Annotated in this window: 15 protein-coding genes and 4 tRNA genes; 4 read left to right on the forward strand and 15 right to left on the reverse strand. The window is 61.0% G+C overall.

The features are described from left to right. Positions 1-136 precede the first annotated feature (136 nt). On the forward strand, positions 137-433 hold the full coding sequence (locus MKI86_RS01535; protein ID WP_134652687.1) for a transcriptional regulator: 297 nt from the start codon (positions 137-139) through the stop codon (positions 431-433). 130 nt (positions 434-563) lie between these two features. Here the strand turns inward: MKI86_RS01535 and rpoC are convergent, their stop codons facing one another. The 13 genes from rpoC to MKI86_RS01600 form a co-directional block, all read right to left on the reverse strand. After that, the gene (rpoC, locus tag MKI86_RS01540) at positions 564-4775 is read right to left on the reverse strand and encodes a DNA-directed RNA polymerase subunit beta' (protein ID WP_241596215.1); all 4212 of its coding nucleotides are present in this window, start codon (positions 4773-4775) and stop codon (positions 564-566) included. 155 nt (positions 4776-4930) lie between these two features. Next, positions 4931-9070 (reverse strand): DNA-directed RNA polymerase subunit beta, encoded by a 4140-nt coding sequence (gene rpoB, locus MKI86_RS01545; protein WP_241596218.1) that lies wholly within the window; start codon positions 9068-9070, stop codon positions 4931-4933. A 253-nt stretch (positions 9071-9323) separates the two neighbouring features. Next, on the reverse strand, positions 9324-9701 hold the full coding sequence (gene rplL, locus MKI86_RS01550) for a 50S ribosomal protein L7/L12 (RefSeq protein ID WP_134652681.1): 378 nt from the start codon (positions 9699-9701) through the stop codon (positions 9324-9326). Positions 9702-9761: 60 nt separating this feature from the next. After that, complete coding sequence (gene rplJ / locus MKI86_RS01555; protein WP_160859783.1) at positions 9762-10280, reverse strand: 50S ribosomal protein L10; 519 nt, start codon at positions 10278-10280, stop codon at positions 9762-9764. A 351-nt stretch (positions 10281-10631) separates the two neighbouring features. Further along, positions 10632-11324: a 50S ribosomal protein L1 gene (gene rplA, locus MKI86_RS01560; RefSeq protein WP_241596220.1), complete on the reverse strand. Its 693-nt coding sequence runs from the start codon at positions 11322-11324 to the stop codon at positions 10632-10634. 4 nt (positions 11325-11328) lie between these two features. Further along, on the reverse strand, positions 11329-11760 hold the full coding sequence (rplK, locus tag MKI86_RS01565; RefSeq protein WP_023517311.1) for a 50S ribosomal protein L11: 432 nt from the start codon (positions 11758-11760) through the stop codon (positions 11329-11331). Positions 11761-11971: 211 nt separating this feature from the next. Beyond that, positions 11972-12502, reverse strand: coding sequence for a transcription termination/antitermination protein NusG (gene nusG, locus MKI86_RS01570; RefSeq protein ID WP_064329841.1), 531 nt, complete (start codon positions 12500-12502; stop codon positions 11972-11974). 16 nt (positions 12503-12518) lie between these two features. Then, a complete protein-coding gene (secE, locus tag MKI86_RS01575) occupies positions 12519-12719 on the reverse strand; it encodes a preprotein translocase subunit SecE (protein WP_241596223.1) in 201 nt (66 codons plus the stop codon). 192 nt (positions 12720-12911) lie between these two features. Continuing rightward, positions 12912-12987 (reverse strand) — tRNA-Trp (locus MKI86_RS01580). Positions 12988-13122: 135 nt separating this feature from the next. Next, positions 13123-13683: a hypothetical protein gene (locus tag MKI86_RS01585; RefSeq protein ID WP_241596226.1), complete on the reverse strand. Its 561-nt coding sequence runs from the start codon at positions 13681-13683 to the stop codon at positions 13123-13125. 400 nt (positions 13684-14083) lie between these two features. Beyond that, on the reverse strand, positions 14084-15259 hold the full coding sequence (gene tuf, locus MKI86_RS01590) for an elongation factor Tu (RefSeq protein WP_241596205.1): 1176 nt from the start codon (positions 15257-15259) through the stop codon (positions 14084-14086). Positions 15260-15477: 218 nt separating this feature from the next. Then, a tRNA-Gly gene (locus tag MKI86_RS01595) sits at positions 15478-15551 on the reverse strand. A 25-nt stretch (positions 15552-15576) separates the two neighbouring features. After that, positions 15577-15661: transfer RNA gene (locus MKI86_RS01600), tRNA-Tyr, on the reverse strand. A 254-nt stretch (positions 15662-15915) separates the two neighbouring features. On the opposite strand from MKI86_RS01600, the gene rlmB reads away from it, so the two are divergent. Continuing rightward, a complete protein-coding gene (gene rlmB / locus MKI86_RS01605; protein ID WP_241596229.1) occupies positions 15916-16791 on the forward strand; it encodes a 23S rRNA (guanosine(2251)-2'-O)-methyltransferase RlmB in 876 nt (291 codons plus the stop codon). A 69-nt stretch (positions 16792-16860) separates the two neighbouring features. Here the strand turns inward: rlmB and MKI86_RS01610 are convergent, their stop codons facing one another. Further along, positions 16861-17484: an FMN-dependent NADH-azoreductase gene (locus MKI86_RS01610; protein ID WP_241596232.1), complete on the reverse strand. Its 624-nt coding sequence runs from the start codon at positions 17482-17484 to the stop codon at positions 16861-16863. A 131-nt stretch (positions 17485-17615) separates the two neighbouring features. Between MKI86_RS01610 and MKI86_RS01615 the strand changes: the two genes are divergently transcribed. Together MKI86_RS01615 and MKI86_RS01620 are read left to right on the forward strand one after the other, a co-directional pair. Beyond that, positions 17616-18563 (forward strand): LysR family transcriptional regulator, encoded by a 948-nt coding sequence (locus tag MKI86_RS01615; protein WP_241596234.1) that lies wholly within the window; start codon positions 17616-17618, stop codon positions 18561-18563. 55 nt (positions 18564-18618) lie between these two features. Beyond that, positions 18619-18694, forward strand: a tRNA-Thr gene (locus MKI86_RS01620). 169 nt (positions 18695-18863) lie between these two features. On the opposite strand, the gene MKI86_RS01625 is transcribed toward MKI86_RS01620, so the two are convergent. After that, positions 18864-19073: a hypothetical protein gene (locus tag MKI86_RS01625; protein WP_241596236.1), complete on the reverse strand. Its 210-nt coding sequence runs from the start codon at positions 19071-19073 to the stop codon at positions 18864-18866. Positions 19074-19131 lie beyond the last annotated feature (58 nt).

Here is a 19131-nt window from a genome sequence, read left to right on the forward strand (position 1 = left end):
CCGGGAAGAGTCACCACGCACCATCTGCATCCACTGATTCTGTCGTCCGGCTGGCCCGTCGCCGCATTTTGCCTTTGGGTCTCGCCGCCCTACCCTTTATAGAATGTCCAGCACTCGATCCCGAAAGGAGCCCGCCATGGCGTCCAGCGCCGACAACGACAACAATACGCTCGACGAACCGATGGTCTTCATCATCATCGGCAAGGCCTATGAGCGGGAGGGCGACGATGGCCTGGACATCCACGTCATGCTGCGCGCGCCCGATGACGACAGCGCCGTACGCGAGGCCCTGAACGCGCTTTCGGAGGAAGGCTTCATCGAGGCCGACCTCGACCAGATCGGCACTCTGACGGGCGAGCCGGAGGAAGAGCCGCACGCTTCCGCCTACAAGGGCGCCCTTGAAGGCGAAGTGGCGATCATCCGCTTCGCCTGACCGCTTGCTATAGTCCCAAATGCATAAGCCGCCCGGTCCGCCGGGCGGCTTTTCTGTTTCTGCCCGCAGCTGCCGGAAACGAAAACGCCGGGCACGAGGCCCGGCGTCTTCACAGTCATGGGATCCAGCCTTATTCGGCTGCGGCACCTTCGCCGCCGGCGAGTTCCGCCAGCATCGGTGTGGCGACGCCCGCACCCGTCGACTTGCGGCGCTCGTCGAGGATCATCTCGTCGCGAGCCGTCGCAATACGGCGGATCTGGGTCATTGTGCCACCGGTACCGGCCGGGATCAGGCGGCCGACGATGACGTTTTCCTTGAGGCCCTGCAGGCCGTCGGTCTTGCCGGCGATCGCAGCTTCCGTGAGAACCTTGGTGGTCTCCTGGAACGAAGCGGCCGAGATGAACGACGGGGTCTGCAGCGACGCCTTGGTGATGCCGAGAAGGACAGGATCGCCGTATGCCGGCTTCTTGCCTTCCTCGATCAGGCCGTCGTTGACGTCTTCCAGCTCGATACGGTCGACATTGTCGCCAACGATGTAGGTCGAGTCGCCGGCATCCGTGATCTCGACCTTCTGCAACATCTGGCGAACGATCACCTCGATGTGCTTGTCGTTGATCACAACGCCCTGCAGTCGGTAGACTTCCTGGATTTCGTTCACGAGGTAGGAAGCGAGTGCTTCCACGCCCTTGATCGCCAGGATGTCGTGCGGCGCCGGGTTACCGTCGAGGATGTAGTCACCCTTTTCGATGAAGTCGCCGTCCTGAAGGTGGAAGGGCTTGCCCTTCGGGATCAGGTACTCGACCGGTTCGACACCGTCTTCCGCCGGCTCGATCATCACGCGACGCTTGTTCTTGTAGTCGCGGCCGAGGCGAACCGTACCATCGATCTCAGCGATGATGGCGTGGTCCTTCGGACGACGGGCTTCGAACAGTTCGGCAACGCGCGGCAGACCACCGGTGATGTCCTTGGTCTTGGCGCTTTCCAGCGGCGAGCGGGCAAGAACGTCACCCTGGGAGACTTTCTGACCCGGTTCGACCGAGAGGATCGCGTCGACCGAGAGCATGAAGCGGGCTTCGCCACCGCGGGACAGCTTGGCAACAGCGCCATTCTTGTCCTTGATGATGATCGCCGGCTTCAGGTCCGAACCGCGCGGCGTCGAACGCCAGTCGATGACCGAACGCTTGGTGATGCCGGTGGACTCGTCCGTCGTTTCCAGAACCGAGATGCCGTCGACCACGTCTTCGAAGTGAACGGTACCCTCCACTTCCGTCATCATCGGACGGGTGTAAGGATCCCACTCGGCGAGACGCTGGCCGCGCTTCACCTTGTCGCCATCGTCGACGAAGATCTTCGAACCGTAGGCGACGCGCTGCGAGGAACGCTCCACGCCGCGCTCGTCCAGGATGGTGATCGCCATGTTGCGACCCATCGCGACGAGTGCGCCTTCGGAGTTGCGCAGCATGTTGCGGTTCTTCATCTGCACCGTGCCCTCATACGATGCTTCCAGGAACGACTGGTCGACCACGGTCGCCGTGCCGCCCAAGTGGAAGGTACGCATGGTAAGCTGGGTGCCAGGCTCGCCGATCGACTGTGCTGCGATAACGCCAACGGCTTCGCCCATGTTGACGGGCGTGCCGCGTGCGAGGTCGCGACCATAGCACACGCCGCAGACACCGGTCTGGATTTCGCAGGTCAGCGCCGAACGGATGCGGATCGACTGGATGCCAGCCTTCTCGATCTCGACGACATCGGCCTCGAGGATCATCCTGCCGGCATCGACGATGCGCTCACCCGTGACCGGATGATCGATGTCGTCGAGTGCGGTACGGCCGAGAACGCGGGTACCGATCGAAGCCACGACCTGGCCGGCATCGACGATCGCCGTCATGGTGAGGCCCTTGTCGGTACCGCAATCCACGTGCGTGACGATGCAATCCTGCGCGACGTCGACGAGACGACGGGTCAGGTAACCGGAGTTCGCAGTCTTCAAGGCGGTGTCTGCCAGACCCTTGCGGGCGCCGTGAGTCGAGTTGAAGTACTCGTTCACGGTCAGGCCTTCCTTGAAGTTCGAGATGATCGGCGTTTCGATGATCTCGCCCGACGGCTTGGCCATGAGGCCACGCATGCCGCCCAGCTGGCGCATCTGGTTCGGAGAACCGCGGGCGCCCGAGTGGGACATCATGTAGATGGCGTTCATCGGTTTCTGACGACCGGTTTCCGGGTCGAATTCGACGGCCTTAATGCGGGCCATCATATCTTCGGCAACCTTTTCAGTCGCCTTGCCCCAGGCGTCGACGACCTTGTTGTACTTTTCGCCCTGGGTGATCAGGCCGTCGTTATACTGCTGCTCGTATTCCTTGACGAGGGTTTCGGTGTCACCGACGATCTTCGCCTTGGTTTCCGGAATGATCATGTCGTCCTTGCCGAACGAAATGCCGGCGCGGCAAGCATGGGCAAAGCCGAGCTGCATGATGCGGTCGCAGAAGATGACCGTGTCCTTCTGGCCGCAGTGACGGTAGACCGTGTCGATCATCTTGGAGATGTTCTTCTTGGTCATTTCCTGGTTGCAGGTCTCGAACGGCACGTTGACGTTCTTCGGCAGAAGTTCGCCAATGATCATGCGGCCAGGGGTCGTTTCGTAGATCTTCGAAACCAGGTTGCCGTCGGCATCCATGGTCTTGAAGCGGCCCTTGATCTTGGCGTGCAGGGTGACGACCTTGTTTTCCAGCGCATGGTGCAGTTCGCCCATGTCGGAGAAGGCCATGCCCTCACCCGGCTCGTTCTGGTTCATGATTGCCAGATAGTAGAGACCGAGAACCATGTCCTGCGAGGGAACGATGATCGGTGCGCCGTTCGCCGGATGCAGGATGTTGTTGGTCGACATCATGAGCACGCGCGCTTCCAGCTGGGCTTCCAGCGAGAGTGGCACGTGAACAGCCATCTGGTCACCGTCGAAGTCGGCGTTGAAGGCCGTGCAGACGAGCGGGTGCAGCTGGATCGCCTTGCCTTCGACCAAGATCGGTTCGAAGGCCTGGATGCCCAGGCGGTGCAGCGTCGGTGCGCGGTTCAGGAGAACCGGATGCTCGCGGATGACCTCGTCGAGGATATCCCAGACTTCCGGCTTTTCCTTTTCGACGAGCTTCTTGGCCTGCTTGACGGTGGAGGAGAAACCCTTCGCGTCGAGGCGGGCGTAGATGAACGGCTTGAACAGCTCGAGCGCCATCTTCTTCGGCAGGCCGCACTGGTGCAGCTTCAGTTCCGGACCGGTCACGATGACCGAACGGCCGGAATAGTCGACGCGCTTGCCGAGCAGGTTCTGGCGGAAGCGGCCCTGCTTGCCCTTGAGCATGTCGGACAGCGACTTCAGCGGACGCTTGTTGGCGCCGGTGATGACACGGCCACGACGGCCGTTGTCGAACAGGGCGTCAACCGATTCCTGAAGCATGCGCTTCTCGTTACGGATGATGATGCCCGGTGCGCGCAGCTCGATGAGACGCTTCAGACGGTTGTTACGGTTGATGACGCGGCGGTAGAGATCGTTGAGGTCCGACGTCGCGAAACGACCGCCGTCCAGCGGGACGAGCGGACGCAGGTCCGGCGGGATCACCGGAACGACCTTCATGATCATCCATTCCGGACGGTTGCCGGATTCCATGAAGTTCTCGACGATCTTCAGGCGCTTCATCAGCTTCTTCTGCTTCAGTTCCGACGTGGTGTCCGCCAGATCCGAGCGCAGGTCGCCTGCAATCTTCTCGAGGTTCATCGAGGCGAGCATCTCGTAGATGGCCTCGGCGCCGATCATCGCCGTGAACTGGTCTTCACCATATTCATCGACGGCGATCATGTACTCTTCTTCGGAAAGAAGCTGGTTTTCCTTGAGCGCGGTGAGACCCGGCTCGGTCACGATGTAGTTCTCGAAGTAGAGAACGCGCTCGACATCCTTCAGCGTCATGTCGAGCAGCGTCGCGATGCGCGACGGCAGCGACTTGAGGAACCAGATATGGGCAACGGGCGCAGCGAGCTCGATATGGCCCATGCGCTCGCGGCGAACGCGCGACAGCGTGACTTCGACGCCGCACTTTTCGCAGATGATGCCCTTGTACTTCATGCGCTTGTACTTGCCGCACAGGCACTCGTAGTCCTTGATCGGGCCAAAGATGCGCGCGCAGAACAGACCGTCGCGTTCCGGCTTGAACGTGCGGTAGTTGATGGTTTCCGGCTTCTTGATCTCGCCGTAAGACCAGGACAGGATCTTTTCCGGCGACGCGATCGAAATCCGGATGGAATCGAACGTCTGCGCAGGCACCTGCGGGTTGAAAAGGTTCATGACCTCTTGGTTCATGCCTATCTCCTTAGTGGGCCTTGGGCCCTCTGCTTAGCAAGCAATTGCGGCGATACCCGGGTGCCGCAACGCTGCCTTAAACGGATGAGCCGCCCCCTGCCGAACAGGCGGGAGGCGGAAACGGTGCGCGCCTGAAGGCGCGCACCCGATCAGGCTTATTCCGCCGCGTCGGGAAGCTGGCCGGCTTCCGCGTTCGGATCGATCTTGGAGTTCTCGAGTTCGACCGACAGACCGAGCGAGCGCATTTCCTTGACGAGAACGTTGAAGCTCTCCGGAATGCCCGCCTCGAACGTATCGTCGCCGCGAACGATCGCCTCGTACACCTTGGTGCGGCCCGCGACGTCGTCCGACTTCACGGTCAGCATTTCCTGCAGCGTGTAGGCGGCGCCGTAAGCTTCGAGAGCCCAGACTTCCATTTCCCCGAAGCGCTGGCCGCCGAACTGCGCCTTGCCGCCCAGCGGCTGCTGGGTAACGAGCGAGTACGGACCAATCGAACGGGCGTGGATCTTGTCGTCCACGAGGTGGTTCAGCTTGATCATGTACATGTAGCCAACGGTGACCTTGCGGTCGAAGGCTTCACCCGTACGGCCGTCGTACAGAACCGACTGACCGGACGCGTTGAGACCTGCACGCTCGAGCATGCTGGCAACGTCTGGCTCATGCGCACCGTCGAAGACCGGCGTTGCGATCGAGACACCCTTGCGGGACTGCTCGGCCAGCTTGACCAGGGCGTCGTCGTCGAAGTGGGCGACTTCGTCCTTGGCCTCACTCTCGTAGACTTCCGTCAGCTCGCGCTTCAGGTCCGAGATGTCCATGGTCTTGCGATACTCGTCGAGCAGATCGCCGATCTTCTTGCCCATGCCGGCGCAAGCCCAGGCAAGGTGGGTTTCGAGGATCTGGCCGACGTTCATGCGCGAAGGCACGCCCAGCGGGTTCAAGCAGATGTCGACATGCGTGCCATCTTCGAGGAACGGCATGTCCTCGATCGGCAGGATGCGCGAAACCACGCCCTTGTTGCCGTGACGGCCGGCCATCTTGTCGCCCGGCTGGATCTTGCGCTTCACAGCGACGAAGACCTTGACCATCTTCATGACGCCCGGAGGCATTTCGTCGCCGCGCTGGACCTTTTCGACCTTGTCCATGAAGCGCTGTTCAAGGCGCGACTTGGATTCGTCGTACTGACCACGCAGAGCTTCGATCTCACCCTGGACCTTTTCGTCTTCGACGGCGAACATCCACCACTGCGAGCGGGGATATTCGGAGATGACGGCGTTCGACAGCTCGGTGCCCTTCTTGAAGGACTTCGGGCCGGCGACGGCGACGTGGCCGCGCAGCATGTCGATCAGACGACCGTAGACGTTACGGTCGAGGATCGCCTGCTCGTCGTCACGGTCCTTGGCCAGACGCTCGATCTCTTCACGCTCGATCGCCATCGCGCGTTCGTCCTTTTCAACGCCGTGGCGGTTGAAGACGCGAACTTCGACGACCGTACCGAACGTACCGGGCGGCATGCGCATGGAGGTGTCGCGAACGTCGGAGGCCTTTTCACCGAAGATGGCGCGCAGGAGCTTTTCTTCCGGCGTCATCGGGCTTTCGCCCTTCGGGGTGATCTTGCCGACCAGGATGTCGCCCGGCTGAACCTCTGCACCGATATAGACGATACCGGCTTCATCGAGGTTCTTCAGCGCTTCTTCCGAAACGTTCGGAATGTCACGCGTGATTTCTTCCGGGCCGAGCTTCGTGTCGCGGGCCATGACTTCGAATTCCTCGATATGGATCGAGGTGAACACGTCGTCGGAGACGATGCGTTCGGACATCAGGATCGAGTCTTCGTAGTTGTAGCCGTTCCACGGCATGAACGCGACGAGCGCGTTGCGGCCGAGTGCCAAGTCACCGAGGTCGGTCGACGGACCGTCCGCGATGATGTCACCCTTGTTGAGAACGTCGCCGACGGTGACCAGCGGACGCTGGTTGACGCAGGTGTTCTGGTTGGAGCGCTGGAACTTCTGCAGACGATAGATATCGACGCCCGACTTCGACGGATCGAGGTCTTCGGTGGCGCGGATAACGATACGGGTCGCGTCGACCTGGTCGACGACACCGCCGCGGCGAGCCGCGATGGCCGCGCCAGAGTCACGGGCCACGATCGGCTCCATGCCCGTGCCGACGAACGGAGCCTCCGCCCGCAGAAGCGGAACGGCCTGACGCTGCATGTTCGAACCCATGAGCGCGCGGTTGGCGTCGTCGTTCTCGAGGAACGGGATGAGCGCCGCCGCGACCGAAACGAGCTGCTTCGGCGAAACGTCCATCAGGTTGATCTGGTCGCGCGGGGCGAGCATGACTTCGCCGGAGTGACGGCAGACGACGAACTCTTCAGCGAAGGAGTTGTCCGCTTCCAGCACCGAGTTGGCCTGGGCAACGTGGTACTTGGCCTCTTCCATGGCGGAGAGGTAGACCACGTCCGTCGTCACCTTGCCGTCCACGATCTTGCGGTACGGGCTTTCGATGAAGCCATACTTGTTGACGCGGGCGAAAGTGGCGAGCGAGTTGATCAGACCGATGTTCGGGCCTTCCGGCGTCTCGATCGGGCAAATACGGCCGTAGTGGGTCGGGTGAACGTCGCGGACTTCGAAGCCGGCGCGCTCGCGGGTCAGACCACCCGGGCCAAGAGCCGAAAGACGGCGCTTGTGGGTGATTTCCGACAGCGGGTTCACCTGATCCATGAACTGCGACAGCTGCGAGGAACCGAAGAACTCGCGAACGGCGGCAGCCGCCGGCTTCGCGTTGATCAGGTCCTGCGGCATGACCGTGTCGATCTCGATCGAGGACATGCGTTCCTTGATCGCGCGCTCCATGCGGAGCAGACCCAGACGGTACTGGTTCTCCATGAGTTCGCCGACCGAACGCACACGGCGGTTGCCGAGGTTGTCGATGTCGTCGATCTCGCCCTTGCCGTCGCGCAGTTCGACGAGCATCTTGACCACGGCCAGGATGTCGTCCTTGCGCAGCGTGCGGACCGTGTCCTCAACGTCGAGGTCAAGGCGCATGTTCATCTTCACGCGGCCGACGGCGGAGAGGTCGTAACGCTCCGCATCGAAGAACAGCGTGTTGAACATGGCTTCGGCAGAATCCATGGTCGGCGGCTCGCCCGGACGCATGACGCGGTAGATGTCGAACAGAGCGTCCTGGCGGTTCTCGTTCTTGTCGGCTGCGAGCGTCGAGCGGATGTAGGCACCGACATTGATATGGTCGATGTCGAGAACCGGGATCTCGTCGAAACCGGCCGACAGGATGACCGGCAGGGTCTTCTCGTCGATTTCATCGCCGGCTTCGAGGTAGATTTCACCCGTGCCGTAGTTGACGACGTCTTCGGCGAGGTAGTTGCCGTAGAGATCCTCGTCAGTCGCCTTGAGAGCCTTGAGGCCCTTGTCGGAGAGCTGACGGAGCAGGCGCGGCGTGAGCTTCTTGCCGACTTCGACAACCACTTCGCCGGTATCGGCATCGATCATGTCCGCGACGGCCTTCTGGCCCTTCAGCACGTCGGGATTGAACGGAATGCGCCAGCCTTCGCCGTCGCGCTGGTAGAGCGACTTCGTGTAGAAGGTCGACAGGATGTCTTCGCCGTCCATGCCCAGCGCCATGAGGAGCGAGGTGACGGGGATCTTGCGGCGGCGGTCGATGCGCGCATGGACGATGTCCTTGGCGTCGAACTCGATGTCGAGCCAGGAACCGCGATACGGGATCACACGGGCTGCGAAGAGCAGCTTGCCGGACGAATGGCTCTTGCCCTTGTCGTGATCGAAGAACACGCCCGGCGAACGGTGCATCTGGGAGACGATGACGCGCTCTGTGCCGTTGACGATGAACGTACCGTTGTCGGTCATGAGCGGCATGTCGCCCATGTAGACGTTCTGTTCCTTGATGTCCTTGATGGACTTCGCGCCGGTATCCTCGTCGATATCGAACACGATGAGGCGCAGCGTCACCTTGAGCGGCGCTGCATAGGTCAGATCACGCTGGCGGCATTCCTCGACGTCGAACTTCGGCTGTTCGAATTCGTAGGATACGAACTCGAGCATGGAAGCGCCGGAGAAATCGGTGATCGGGAAGACCGACTTGAAAACCGACTGAAGGCCCTCGTCCGGACGACCGCCGGCGGGCTCTTCAACCATCAGAAACTGGTCGTAGGACGCCTTCTGAACCTCGATGAGGTTCGGCATTTCTGCGACTTCGGGGATTTTTCCAAAAAACTTGCGTACGCGCCTACGACCGTTAAACGAAAGGGTCTGAGCCATCGTCGCTCCTTCAAATTAAGCATCCGGGCCTGCAACGGACGGGGTTCGCTGGCCAGTCGATCCCGTCTATCATGGGTTGGTTCAAACTCGTCTCGCCTGCCGCGCACCGGGCCGGATTGCCCTGACTTGCGGGGAAAGACCATCCTCTTGAAGAACCCATTACCCAAAAGCCGTTTTTGCGGCTTTTGGGTAATCAGTCCGGAGGAATCATCAATGGGAGAGGGTCGAAACCCTCTCCCATCGCATTCCAATATTACTTGACGTCGACCTTGGCGCCGGCGTCCTCAAGCTTCTTCTTGAGGTCAGCGGCTTCAGCCTTGGAGACGGCTTCCTTGACCGGCTTCGGAGCGCCTTCGACCAGATCCTTGGCTTCCTTGAGGCCGAGGCCGGTGATGCCGCGGACTTCCTTGATGACGTTGATCTTGTTGGCGCCAGCGTCAACGAGGATAACGTCAAATTCGGTCTTTTCTTCTTCAGCAGCAGCCGGAGCAGCGCCGCCGCCAGCAGCAGCAACAGCTACCGGAGCAGCAGCAGAAACGCCCCACTTCTCTTCGAGCAGCTTGGAAAGCTCAGCAGCTTCCAGAACGGTCAGAGCAGACAGGTCTTCAACGATCTTTGCGAGATCAGCCATTGTAGTAGTTCCTTATATTCGGTTCGAACTGGTTAGTTTGATTTACAGCGAAAAACCGCCTCAAGCGGCTTCGTCCTTCTTGGCGTAGGCTGCGAACACGCGGGCAAGCTGGCTTGCCGGTGCTGCAACGACCGTGGCGACGCGCGTTGCCGGGGCTGCAAGCAGGCCCAGAAGCTTTGCACGAAGCTCGTCGAGCGAAGGCAGGGTCGCGAGCGACTTGACTGCTTCAGCATCGAGTGTGGTCGCACCCATGGCACCACCGAGAACAACGAGCTTGTCGTTGGTCTTGGCGAAATCCATGGCTACCTTGGGAGCAATCATCGGATCATTTGCGTAAGCAATGAGCGTCTGACCCTGGAAGAGATCAGACATCCCTTCCGACTCCGTACCCTGAAGGGCAATTTTGGCCAGGCGGTTCTTCGCGACCTTGACGGTGCCGCCGGCAGCACGCATCTTCGTACGAAGATCGTTCATCTGCGCGACGGTGATACCGGCGTAGCGGGCCACGACAACCGAACCGGAAGCCTTGAAGACTTCGTTCAGCTCCGTGACGAATTCGCGTTTTTCCGCTCTTTCCACTGTGCCTATCTCCAGTTGACAGGACCGTGAGTTCTCACGGGACCTGCCGGGTTTACCTTTGCCGCCAGAGGTCCACTTTGAAATGGACCCCGAGCGACGCTCGAGGATCCTGTCCCCCCGCGCTCGGCCCTGTCGGACCGCGGCACAAGGTAAGGTAGGTTCGAACCGAATTCCGGCGTCATCCGACGCTGAGATGAAATCCAGGTCTCACCCCGTCTCATGCAGGCAAAGTGATTAAGGTCTAACCACCTGCAATCTCGGACAGGAGTTCCGGGGTTTGACCCCGGAAATTCCCGGCCAGACAAGGCCGGGAATTCTGTTGGGTCCGGTCGCAACCGGACCCGTGTCTTATCAGGCGACGGTCGCCGGGTCGATCTTGACGCCCGGGCCCATGGTCGACGAGATGGCAACGCGCTTGACGTAGTTACCCTTCGCGCCAGCTGGCTTCGCCTTGACGACGGCGTCGGCGAACGCCTTGATGTTTTCTTCCAGAGCCTTGGCATCGAAGGAAGCCTTGCCGATGCCGGCGTGGATGATACCAGCCTTCTCGACGCGGAACTCGACAGCACCGCCCTTGGATGCCTTGACGGCGCCCGTGACGTCCATGGTGACGGTGCCGACCTTCGGGTTCGGCATCATGCCGCGCGGGCCGAGGACCTTACCGAGACGGCCGACGAGCGGCATCATGTCCGGGGTCGCGATGCAGCGATCGAAGTCGATCTTGCCGCCCTGAACGATTTCGAGCAGGTCTTCGGCGCCGACGATGTCCGCACCGGCAGCCTTGGCTTCATCAGCCTTGGCGCCACGCGCGAAGACGGCGACGCGAACGTCACGGCCCGTACCGTTCGGCAGGTTGACCACGCCGCGGACCATCTGGTCTGCGTGACGCGGATCGACGCCGAGATTCATGGCGATTTCGACGGTTTCGTCGAACTTGGCGACGGCACGCTCCTTGACGAGAGCGATGGCATCCGAAAGGGCGACCAGCTTGGTGGGGTCGATGCCTTCACGGATCTTCTGGAGACGCTTTGCAATCTTGGCCATGGTCTTAACCTACCACTTCCAGGCCCATGGCGCGGGCGGAGCCCTCAACCATTGCCATCGCGCCTTCGATATCGGCGGCGTTGAGATCCTTCATCTTGGCTTCAGCGATCGACTTGATCTGAGCCTTGGTGAGCTTGCCGACCGTCGCGCCCTTGCCCGGGGTCTTCGAGCCGGACGTGATCTTGGCTTCCTTCTTGAGGAAGTAGGTCACCGGCGGCTGCTTCATCACGAACGTGAAGGACTTGTCCTGGTAATAGGTGATGACGACCGGGATCGGCATACCCTTTTCCATCTCCTGCGTCGCTGCGTTGAACGACTTGCAGAATTCCATGATGTTAATGCCACGCTGACCAAGCGCCGGGCCGATCGGCGGGGACGGGTTTGCCGATCCTGCCTTGACCTGAAGCTTGAGCTGGCCTGCAACTTTCTTAGCCATTTTCTCTGCCTTTCAGAATGCGGCCGGTTGCCCGGCCCTTGATGCCGATCCGGGGATCGGCGGCTGCGGTTGCGTGGTGCGGTTTTCAGCGCCCGGCTACAGGCCGCCTTCCCTTCCACGCGATTGGCGGAAACTTCCGCCGCCGATCCTGCGAAGAGGACCGGATCTCATATGGACGGCCCCTCGGTCGCAAAACCGGGAGCCATCGAAATCAGATTTTCTCGACCTGGGCATATTCCAGCTCGACGGGGGTAGCACGACCGAAGATCGACACTTCCACCTTGAGGCGCGAACGCTCCTCGTCGACATCCTGCACCGTGCCGTTGAACGACGCGAAGGGACCATCGGAAACGCGGACCTGCTCGCCGATCTCGAACGAGACCGAGGGCTTCGGACGATCGACACCGTCCTGCACCTGAGACAGGATACGCTCCGCCTCGCTGTCGGGAATCGGAACCGGCTTGTTGTCGGAACCGAGGAAGCCCGTGACCTTCGGCGTGTTCTTGATGAGGTGATACGCCTCGTCCGTCAGGTTCGCCCGCACCAGCACATAGCCGGGGAAGAACTTGCGCTCGGAATCGACCTTGCGGCCGCGACGCACCTCAACAACCTTTTCGGTCGGAACGAGGATCTTTTCAAAGAGATGGTCAAGACCCTTCTGACGGGCCTTGTTCTCGATGTCCTCGGCGACCTTCTTCTCAAAGTTCGAATAGGCGTGGACGATGTACCAACGCGAAGCCATGTTCATCTCCAACCAATCAAGCGCCAGCGTTAAGGACGAGCGCGATCAGCCAGGCCAGCAACTGGTCCGCAGCGAAAAAGAACACCGCGGCAAGGAAGACCATCACGAACACCATTGCGGTCGAGATCATCGTCTCGCGCCGCGAGGGCCAAGTCACTTTTGCCGTTTCGGAGCGTACCTGCTGCAGAAACGCAATCGGATTCGTTTTCGATGCCATTGAATATCCACGCCATTACGGCGCGTAAAGCTGAATTATCAGCCCCACGCACCGCGTGTCTGTTTTGCCCTACATAAAGCCCGATTCCCTTTTTCACAAGAGGTAACCGGACTTTTCACGAATTTAGACGGCTCTCGCCGTCGGTGCCATGTTCCGCCGTCGCTGCTGGTGGTCCGCGCCATCAGGCGAAAATGGCAGGGGCAGAGGGGCTCGAACCCCCGACCTGCGGTTTTGGAGACCGCCGCTCTACCAACTGAGCTATACCCCTTCACGCCTGCCGTATCCGGGTGAAACACCGCTTGCCGGCAAGGCATGGCGTCTTTACGGCGCGCAGCCGCACTTGGCAAGGGCGAATGCGTGTTTTTTTCACAGCTTAGCAAGCCAAACACCCCTCCCCGGTGGATCACCACTCCACGCGGAACCGTGCGCGGATGGCGCCGACCAGTTCTGCATCCTGCCTTTGCAGGGTCGCAGCGACCTTGAGGCCGCGCACGACATTCTGCTCGACGCGGAACTCCGCCCTCACATGCGGCTGACCGGTGACGGCCGTGCCGGACGCGATAAGCGACGTGCCCGTCCCGATGGACTGAAGCTGCGCTTTCTGCGTGACGCGTACGGACCCCGTATGCCCGTGCCGCATATCCGAATCGGCCCATACGGACGGATTGATCAGGATGTCGACGGAGGGCGTGGCCATCCAGCGATGCGAAACACCCGCGCTTGCCGTCGCCCGTCCCGTTGCAGGGTTATATCCGGCTGCCACGTTGCCTTCGGCGCCGGACGCGCCTCTGCCCCGCATCTCCGCCCACAGCCGCGCATTGTCACGGGTGCGTCGGATGCTGCCCGTCGAGGACGTCGTGACGGAAAGATCGACACCGGCACGCGCATCACTTCCCGGCGGCGTCTTCGCGCCCAGGCGCAGCCGGTAGGCATTGCCGGAAATCTTGCTCGGCGACCAGATCAACAGGGAGCCCTCTGCACGGGCGGGGCCAGCCTGAAGACTCACAGAAGCCATTGAAAGGGCGAACGCTGCGCGCGCCGCACGGAAGAATAGCGTCATTTGAAAAACGGATCCGTCTCGTGTGAGCGTTGTTACGCGCGGCACGGCCTCATGCCTGCCACGCGCACGGGCGCCTTTACACAAGAGAAAACCCATCGGTCCAAGGCGCCGGACCCGTGGCGCATGCCCGGGCCTGTCGCACGAAGCGACGTGATGACCCTACACATCCCCGCCCACCGCCTCCATCCCCAGAATTGGCCAGTTTTCGGCAATGGCTAAAGTATAACGGCAGAAGATTACGCGAACGAAAAAGCCCCCGCTGGTGACCAGCGGGGGCTTCAAGACCTGTCGTAATCGCTAAAGATTACTCGACGATGGAGGCAACGATGCCTGCGCCGACGGTACGGCCGCCTTCGCGGATAGCGAAGCGCAGCTTTTCTTCCATCGCGATCGGAACGATCAGCTCGACTTCAACGGTGACGTTGTCGCCCGGCATGACCATTTCCGTGCCTTCCGGCAGCGACACGATGCCCGTCACGTCCGTCGTGCGGAAGTAGAACTGCGGACGGTAGTTCGTGAAGAACGGCGTATGACGGCCGCCTTCTTCCTTCGTCAGGATGTAGGCTTCTGCCATGAACTTCTTGTGCGGCTTGACCGAACCCGGCTTGCACAGGATCTGGCCACGCTCGACGCCGTCACGCGTGACGCCGCGCAGAAGCGCACCGATGTTGTCGCCGGCCTGGCCCTGGTCGAGCAGCTTGCGGAACATTTCAACGCCCGTGCAGGTCGTCTTCGTCGTCGGGCGGATGCCGACGATTTCGATTTCCTCACCGACCTTGACGATGCCACGCTCGACGCGGCCGGTCACAACCGTACCACGGCCCGAGATCGAGAACACGTCTTCGATCGGCATCAGGAAGGGCTGGTCGATCGGACGCTCGGGCGTCGGGATGTAGTCGTCGACAGCGGCCATCAGGGCGCGGATCGCGTCTTCACCGATTTCCTTGTTCGAATCTTCCAGAGCCGCCAGAGCCGAACCCTTGACGATCGGAATGTCGTCGCCCGGGAATTCGTAGGACGACAGAAGTTCGCGAACTTCAAGCTCGACGAGCTCGAGAAGCTCGGCGTCGTCAACCTGGTCGACCTTGTTGAGGAACACGACGATCGCGGGAACGCCGACCTGGCGAGCCAGCAGGATGTGTTCGCGCGTCTGCGGCATCGGGCCGTCGGCAGCCGAAACAACCAGGATCGCGCCGTCCATCTGGGCAGCACCGGTGATCATGTTCTTGACGTAGTCGGCGTGGCCGGGGCAGTCAACGTGGGCGTAGTGACGGTTCGCCGTCTCGTATTCGACGTGTGCCGTCGAGATGGTGATGCCGCGCGCCTTTTCTTCCGGAGCAGCGTCGATCTGGTCGTACGCCTTGAACTCGCCGAAGTACTTCGTGATCGCTGCCGTCGTCGACGTCTTGCCGTGGTCAACGTGCCCGATCGTGCCGATGTTTACGTGAGGCTTGTTGCGCTCAAACTTGCTCTTTGCCATCTCTTATTTCCTACTGAACGAAAGTTGGGCTAACCGGCCCGTCCGGTTTGGCAGGCGTTTAAGGGTTTCGCAACGAATGCGCAAGCCTTAAATGCACGGGAAAAGGGACCGGGAAGAGGCCGGGCTATGCCGGATTTCTCCAATATCGTGATAACGAATCGCTTTTTCAAGGCAGGGCTTTACAGCGAATGCTTGATTCTTCTTTTTAACACGACAAGTGGAGCGGGTAGCGGGAATCGAACCCGCGTATTCAGCTTGGAAGGCTGCTGCTCTACCATTGAGCTATACCCGCGGGGGTCTTGATCCGTCTGACAGAATGGTGGAGGGAGTTGGATTTGAACCAACGTAGGCTGAGCCAACGGATTTACAGTCCGTCCCCTTTAACCACTCGGGCATCCCTCCATATTCTGTCGGGATCAAGCGACCGGTATCGATCTTGGCTGTGCTTCGCAGCGGCGCCTTCGATCTGGCGGCGTATATGACGGGCACAATTCATCCTGTCAACACGACGCCACGGAAAAAATTGCGAAAAACGCCAGCATCTCCACTCGACGGCAGAAGCCTGTGGACGGGCCAGCGGCGAGCGCCGGAATTTTCCTCAGCCCTTCCCGCAAAACCCCTGCACACTTTGCCGGGACATGCTTTATAACGCCCCCATGAGCAAAGACGATACCGGCGGCAAGTCCGCAAAAGACACCCATTATGCCAAGCTGCGCCGGGCGCATCGCGACCAGAGGCGCGAGCGCGGTGAGATCCCCACACCGAAGGACGACCGCCGCCGCAAGCCGGCGGAGGGCTGGAAGGCGCCGGCCCTTGCGCCCGACCAGGTCTATCTCTACGGCCTGCACACGGTGCGCGCCGCTCTCGACAATCCCGAGCGGCAGATCATCAAGCTTTCGGTGAGCCAGAACGCGGCCCAGCGCCTCGAACTACCCGATATCGCGACCCTGCCCTATCCGGTCGAGACCGTCCTGCCTTCCGACCTCGACAAGGTGCTCGGCCCGGAAGCGATTCACCAGGGTGTGATGCTCGAGACGCGTCCCCTGCCCGTGCGCCGGCTGGAGGCGCTGAAGGACAGCCCGCTGCTGCTCGTGCTGGACCAGGTGACGGATCCCCACAATGTCGGCGCCATCATGCGCTCTGCCGTTGCCTTCAATGCCGGCGCCGTCATCACCACGCAGCGCCATTCGCCCACCGAATCGGGCGTGCTCGCCAAGACGGCCTCCGGCGCACTGGAACTCATCCCCTATATCCAGATCACCAATCTCTCGGATGCGCTGGAGGAGTTGCACCGGCTCGGCTTCCTGACGATCGGCCTTGATTCGGAGGGCCCGGAACCGCTTGAGGGTACGCTGTCCGGCCAACGCGTCGCGCTCGTCATGGGCTCCGAGGGCAAGGGCCTGCGGCAGAAGACGCGCGCCACCTGCAAGGCGCTCGCCCGCCTCGACATGCCCGGCGCAATCAAGTCGCTGAATGTTTCGAACGCTGCGGCCATCGCACTTTACGCCACGCATCGTCACCTGTTCGGCTGATTACACGATACGAACGTAAAAAAGCCCGCCGGTTTTCACCGGCGGGCTTTTGCATGAAAGATGGCAGGATCAGCTTGCGACCTTGAGGCTCGAGCGGGTGGATATGCTGCGTTCGGCTTCCGAAATCGCCTCGATCTTCGAGTCGGCGCTCAGGTTCAGGCCTTCGGCGCGAACGATCTCGATGTCGGTGATACCGAAGAAACCGAGAACGGCGAGCAGATAGCTTTCCTGATGGTCCATCACGGCAGCGGGACCGGCGCTATAATGCCCGCCGCGTGTGGAGATCACGATGACCTTCTTGCCGGTGGCCAACCCTTCGGGGCCTTCAGCCGTGTAGCGGAACGTCTTGCCCGCGACGGCGACGCGGTCGATCCAGGCCTTTAGTTGGCTCGGCAGGGAGAAGTTGTACATCGGCACGCCCAGCACGACCGTGTCGGCGGCGAGGAATTCCTCGAGCACGACCGCGCTTTCGGCGACATCGGCTGCAACCTGCGCATCGACGTCAGCGGGATTGGCGTTGGCAGCCATGAGATGGGCACCGGAGAGGTGCGGCAGCGGGTTGGATACGAGGTCTCGGTAGGTCACGGAGGCGGCGGGCTGTTCGGCCTTGATCTGCGCCACGACAGCGGCGGTCAGGCGGCGTGAAACGGAGTGCTCTCCGAGAATGCCGGAGTCGATATGGAGGATTTTCATGGTTCAGCACCTTGGTTGAATTGGGTGCCAGACATATGTTCTGAAAACAATGCGATGATTAGACGGCAAAAATCCAATTGACCGTTTCCCCAAGGAAACAATAAATCCGAGCGACCTTGGAGACGAATGCAATGCAGGACCTCAACGATCTCGCCCTCTACGCCGCCGTGGTGCGGCACAAGGGGTTTACCGCCGCCGCCAACGCGCTGGGCGTCCCGAAATCGAAGATCAGCAAGCGTATCGCCGCGCTCGAGGAGCAGCTGGGCGTGCGGCTGATCGAGCGGTCCACACGCAAGCTGAGTGTCACCGATATCGGCAAATCCTTCTATGACCGGTGCGAGGCGGTTCTGTCGGGCGTGGAGGCTGCCGAAGCGGTCGTGGCGGTCGCAAAGGCGGAGCCGGCGGGTATGGTACGCATGTCGATGCCTCCGGGCTTCGCGCCCATGATCGCAGAGGTGCTTCCCGGCTTCATGAAGCGCTATCCGCTGGTTCGGCTGTCAATCATCACCACGGGGCGGCCGGTCGACCTGATCGAAGAGCGCATCGACGTCGCATTACGCGTGCGCGATACCTATGACACCGACCAGTCCCTCGTCGTCCGGCGGTTCGCCAGTACCCGGCGTTATCTGGCCGCGAGCCCGGCCTTCCTGGCGCGCCACGGTCCGATCGATTTCGACACCATCGCCCTCGTCCCCACCGTGTCAATGCAGGAGAACACACCGCGCGCCATCTGGACGCTGCACAATGCCAGCGGCGGCGTGCGCGATATCTCGCATTCACCGGTATTGTCCTGCTCCGATTTCGCCGTGCTGGAGCGCGCAACGCTGGAGGGCATCGGCCTCGGCCTGCTGCCGGACATGATTGCCGAACGCGGCTTTCGCACGGGCTTGCTCACGCATGTGCTGCCCGACTGGTCGGGTGCCGAAGCCGCCGTCCACGCAGTGTTCACGTCAAGGCATGGCATGCTGCCTGCCGTGCGTGCGCTCATAGACCACCTCGCCGAAAACCTGCCGCGCTCGCTGGAGCGCTGCCAGGAAATCACCCCTGGTGAGAGGTCGCGCGGCACATGGTCAATCTGAACGACCCATTTTTGCTTTACAGCGGCGGAGAATATGGTAACTCCCTGCACGCAGTGCCCTTATAGCTCAGTTGGTAGAGCACCTGATTTGTAATCAGGGGGTCCCGGGTTCGAGTCCTGGTGGGGGCACCATTTCTTTCCAAGTCGTGATAGCACATGGGGCGAGAGCCGGAAAACCCGGCTTACGCATGAGATCATACATGACGCCCAGCCTGACCTTTGAATCGTCGAATCAGTTGACTTCGATGACCAGCCCCATCGGGCTTCGCGCTTGTTGGGCATGCGGCTGAGCGGATAACCCTTATTGCTCGGTGGTGATCGTCTTTAAATTGGTGACGACTTCCGCCTGTTTCTTTTCGCTCAGGACTTCCACATTTTCCCTCCAGAAGGCGGCGGCTTCCGCGGGTTCGTCTTCCCATGTACGGGTCGAGATCATGTTGTCGTCGATCTTGGCCAGGCGCTTGCCGCCCAGCCTTTGATATTCTTTCGCTATATCCGATGCATGCGTCATTATGGTCTCCTTCGTTGATGAGGGAAACGGCGCCGCCGTGCCGAGGTTCCAGACGCAC

Source organism: Shinella sedimenti, from assembly GCF_022601905.1.
In the GTDB taxonomy this organism is placed as follows: Bacteria; Pseudomonadota; Alphaproteobacteria; order Rhizobiales; family Rhizobiaceae; genus Shinella; species Shinella sedimenti.